This is a genomic window from Paracoccus marinaquae (assembly GCF_018860165.1).
GTDB lineage: Bacteria > Pseudomonadota > Alphaproteobacteria > Rhodobacterales > Rhodobacteraceae > Paracoccus > Paracoccus marinaquae.
In genome coordinates, this window is record NZ_JAHKNG010000093.1 from 1 (window position 1) to 3,127 (window position 3,127).

4 protein-coding genes and 2 pseudogenes are annotated in these 3,127 nt (G+C 61.9%); 3 read left to right on the forward strand and 3 right to left on the reverse strand.

Annotated features, from left to right (window positions below; all coding sequences use genetic code 11):
* The 3 genes and pseudogenes from KNW02_RS20225 to KNW02_RS20235 all read right to left on the reverse strand — a co-directional run.
* A pseudogene (locus tag KNW02_RS20225) lies at positions 1-129 on the reverse strand (DDE-type integrase/transposase/recombinase); the annotation flags it as partial.
* A 48-nt stretch (positions 130-177) separates the two neighbouring features.
* A complete protein-coding gene (locus KNW02_RS20230) occupies positions 178-1,383 on the reverse strand; it encodes an IS256 family transposase (protein ID WP_216034985.1) in 1,206 nt (401 codons plus the stop codon).
* Between the two features lie 117 nt (positions 1,384-1,500).
* Positions 1,501-1,683 (reverse strand): hypothetical protein, encoded by a 183-nt coding sequence (locus KNW02_RS20235; RefSeq protein ID WP_431356780.1) that lies wholly within the window; start codon positions 1,681-1,683, stop codon positions 1,501-1,503.
* Positions 1,684-1,760: 77 nt separating this feature from the next.
* On the opposite strand from KNW02_RS20235, the pseudogene KNW02_RS20240 reads away from it, so the two are divergent.
* The 3 genes and pseudogenes from KNW02_RS20240 to KNW02_RS20250 form a co-directional block, all read left to right on the forward strand.
* Positions 1,761-1,931 (forward strand): annotated as a pseudogene (locus KNW02_RS20240) (ATP-binding protein); the annotation flags it as partial.
* 274 nt (positions 1,932-2,205) lie between these two features.
* On the forward strand, positions 2,206-2,481 hold the full coding sequence (locus tag KNW02_RS20245; RefSeq protein WP_216034986.1) for a hypothetical protein: 276 nt from the start codon (positions 2,206-2,208) through the stop codon (positions 2,479-2,481).
* Complete coding sequence (locus KNW02_RS20250) at positions 2,481-2,831, forward strand: type II toxin-antitoxin system RelE/ParE family toxin (RefSeq protein ID WP_216034987.1); 351 nt, start codon at positions 2,481-2,483, stop codon at positions 2,829-2,831. Before KNW02_RS20245 ends, KNW02_RS20250 begins: the two co-directional genes overlap by 1 nt.
* The last annotated feature ends 296 nt before the right edge of the window (positions 2,832-3,127 follow it).

The window sequence follows — 3,127 nt, forward strand, 5'->3', positions numbered from 1 at the left end:
TTTGCCGAATTTGTCGACAGCGCGATACAGATAGTGCCATTCACCTTTCACACGGATATATGTTTCATCCATGCGCCAGGACCGATCCGCCGGACGCTTGCGGCGACGCGCTTCTTCTGCGAGCAGGGGTCGCGTCCGTCAAGGTGGTGTAATTTTCCGGATGGCCTGAGGGCATGATCAGGCGGCTTTCGTTGTGATGCTGAGAATGGGGTCGATCTCCTCCTTGTCGATCTGGGCGAAGGCTTCGACCATCATGTATCGGCTGGCGGTCTGCCATTCGTCGTTCTGCTCGAAGAGCACGGCACCGATCAGGCGCATGATGGAGGCTACGTTCGGGAAGATCCCGACGACATCGGCGCGGCGCTTCACCTCCTTGTTCAGGCGTTCGATCGGGTTCGTGCTGTGCAGCTTGGTGCGATGCTGGCGTGGGAAGGACATGTAGGCCAGCACGTCGTGCTCGCTGTCGTCCATGAGGTCGGCCAGCTTTGGCCATCGCGGACGCAGTTGTTCGGCCACCTTGCGCCAGGTTTCACCGGCATGGGCGCGGTCGGGCTGATCGAAGGCCTGGCGGATCGCGGCGGCGATGACGGTGTGCTGGCCACGCGAGACATGCGCCAGCGCATTGCGCATCCAGTGAACGCGGCAGCGCTGCCAGGTCGCCTCGAATACCCGGGCGATGGCAGCCTTGAGGCCGGTATGGGCGTCGCTGATGACCAGCCGCACGCCTCCGAGCCCGCGGGCCTTCAGCGACCGCAGGAACTCGGTCCAGAAGGTCTCGGCTTCGGACGGACCAATGCCCAGGCCGATGATTTCCCTGCGCCCCTCGGTGTTGGCAGCGACGGCAATTATGGCCGCCACGGGCACGATGCGCCCGCCCTGGCGCACCTTCAGATAGGTGGCATCCAGCCAGAGATAGGGCCAGTCGCCGGTCAGCGGGCGGTTGAGGAACTCGCCGACCCGCTCGTCGATATCCTTGCACAGCTTCGATACCGTGCTCTTGGAGATGCCCGATAGCCCCATGGCCTGCACCAGCTCGTCCACGCGGCGGGTCGAGACGCCACCGATCCAGGCTTCCTGGATCACCGCGACCAGCGCCTGCTCCGAGGTTTTGCGCGCCTCCAGGAAGCCGGGAAAGTAACTGCCCTGCCTGAGCTTCGGCACCCGCAGGTTCAAGGTGCCCAAACGGGTATCGAGAGCGCGCTCTCGATACCCGTTCCGCCAAGTCGTGCGCTCACCGCTGCGTTCATGCCGTCCGGCGCCGATCAGCCCGTCGACATCGCTCTCCATGATCAGTTGAAGGACGGCTTCGGCAATGCCGCGCAGAAAGTCGCCCTGATCATGCTTGGCCAGAAGCTCGGACAGGTCCATGTTGGATTTGGTCATCGGGGTCTCCGTAAGGTTCGTGGTTGAAGCGTCGAAACTCCACCTCGACCATACACCTCGATGGCCACCCGGGATTACACCGATGAAGGCGCAGAAATTACACCACGTCCTCGGACGCTAACCGAGCAGGCTGGCATATTTCGCAACCCAGCGGTTCAGCGTCGCGTGATCGACCCTCACACCCCGTTCCGCCATGATCTCTTCCAAATCCCGGTAGGACACCGTGTAGCGGACGTAGAAAAACACCGCAAACAGGATCACGGTTTTAGGGAAATGCGCGCCCTTGAAGGAAACCGTCATTACACCATCTTCCCCTTCCGAAGTCCGACAGGATCATACTTCACCTGACCGGCTGAGGAAAACTCGCGACAAAGCCCGGCGCTACTCTGATCACCAGCAATCTGCCCTTTGATGAATGGACGGAAACTCTGGAATCCGAGCGCCTCACCGGCGCACTGCTCGATCGCATTACCCACCACGTCAACATTCTCGAGATGAACGGCGACAGCTATCGTCTCGCCCAGAGCCGCGCCAGAAAGGCCGGCTGAAACTCTCCAAAAAAATCGCCGCGCCGGCCTGAGACCCCCGCTCGGGCTACGCCCTCCCGGCAGTCTCAAGCCGGCGCCATAGTGGCCGACTTTTGCTCCGCCCCGTGGCCGGATTTTACTCCGCCGTTGACAGGCTGACGGAGCTGCGGAAGTAACGGTTGCGGGGGCGAGATTGGCAATTCACCTCCATGCCCAGCACCGCGCCTTCACCGAAATGGAAGTTGCCAGGGCATGCGCATGTCGGTAATCTGATGGAGTACCAGAAGGATTAGTCATGAGCGTCCAGAAGCAATCCGTCAGTTTCACCGATGCCGCCTATGCCTTCGCCAGGGAACTGGTCGAAGCCGGTGAATATCCCAATATGAGCGCTGCGGTTTCGGGGGAACTGGCGAAGGCCAAGGCGGAACGCGAACGCGAGAGAACCGTGCTTGAGGCCGAACTGGAGCGGCGTCTGGCGCTTCCGCTCGATCGGTGGGAACCTGTCGGGGACGTCTCCGACGTCATGGCGGGCGCCCGCGCCCATCTGGCTGCAATGGTCCGCAACACCTGATGCGCTTCGTCCGGCACCCGTTCTTCGAGCGGGATCTGATTGGGATCGTCGATCATATCGTCGAGGTTACGCAGGGCGACACTGCGGCCGCATTTCGGCGGCTGGATGAGGTCGACACCCTGCTGAGGGCGATCAGGGACAACCCGACCTCCGGCGTTCGCCTCGGCGGAAATCTCGGGGGCTGGCTTGTGCGCCACGGCGGGGCCGGTCACCGCCTGACAGTGGTTTTCAGGCCGGATATGGAGACGCGACAGATCTACCTCGCCCTCGTGGCCTTTGGCGGGCGGGACTGGATGAAGCAGGCCTCGGCGCGGCGCGCATTCTCGGAATATATGCATGTGGCAGGTTGACCTGTCGCCGCTGTGCTGACGACGGGGGACGATGGCGGATCGGAGGATATCCGTTGCTCACCCAGCCTCCTGACCTGCCTCCAGATCAGGGAATCACGGCCGCAACCACCAGTCCAGAAATATCCGCGCACAGGTCTCATAAAATCATGCGTCGAACATGTCGCACAGATAGTAACCGCCCGGTTGTTACCGCGGTTACTCAGGCGGCTTGGGCCTGAGTGTCGGCGATCGGCGTCCAATTCCACGGGAGGAGCTCGTCGAGCCGGTTGATCTTGTGGTCATGGATGCGGTCGAGC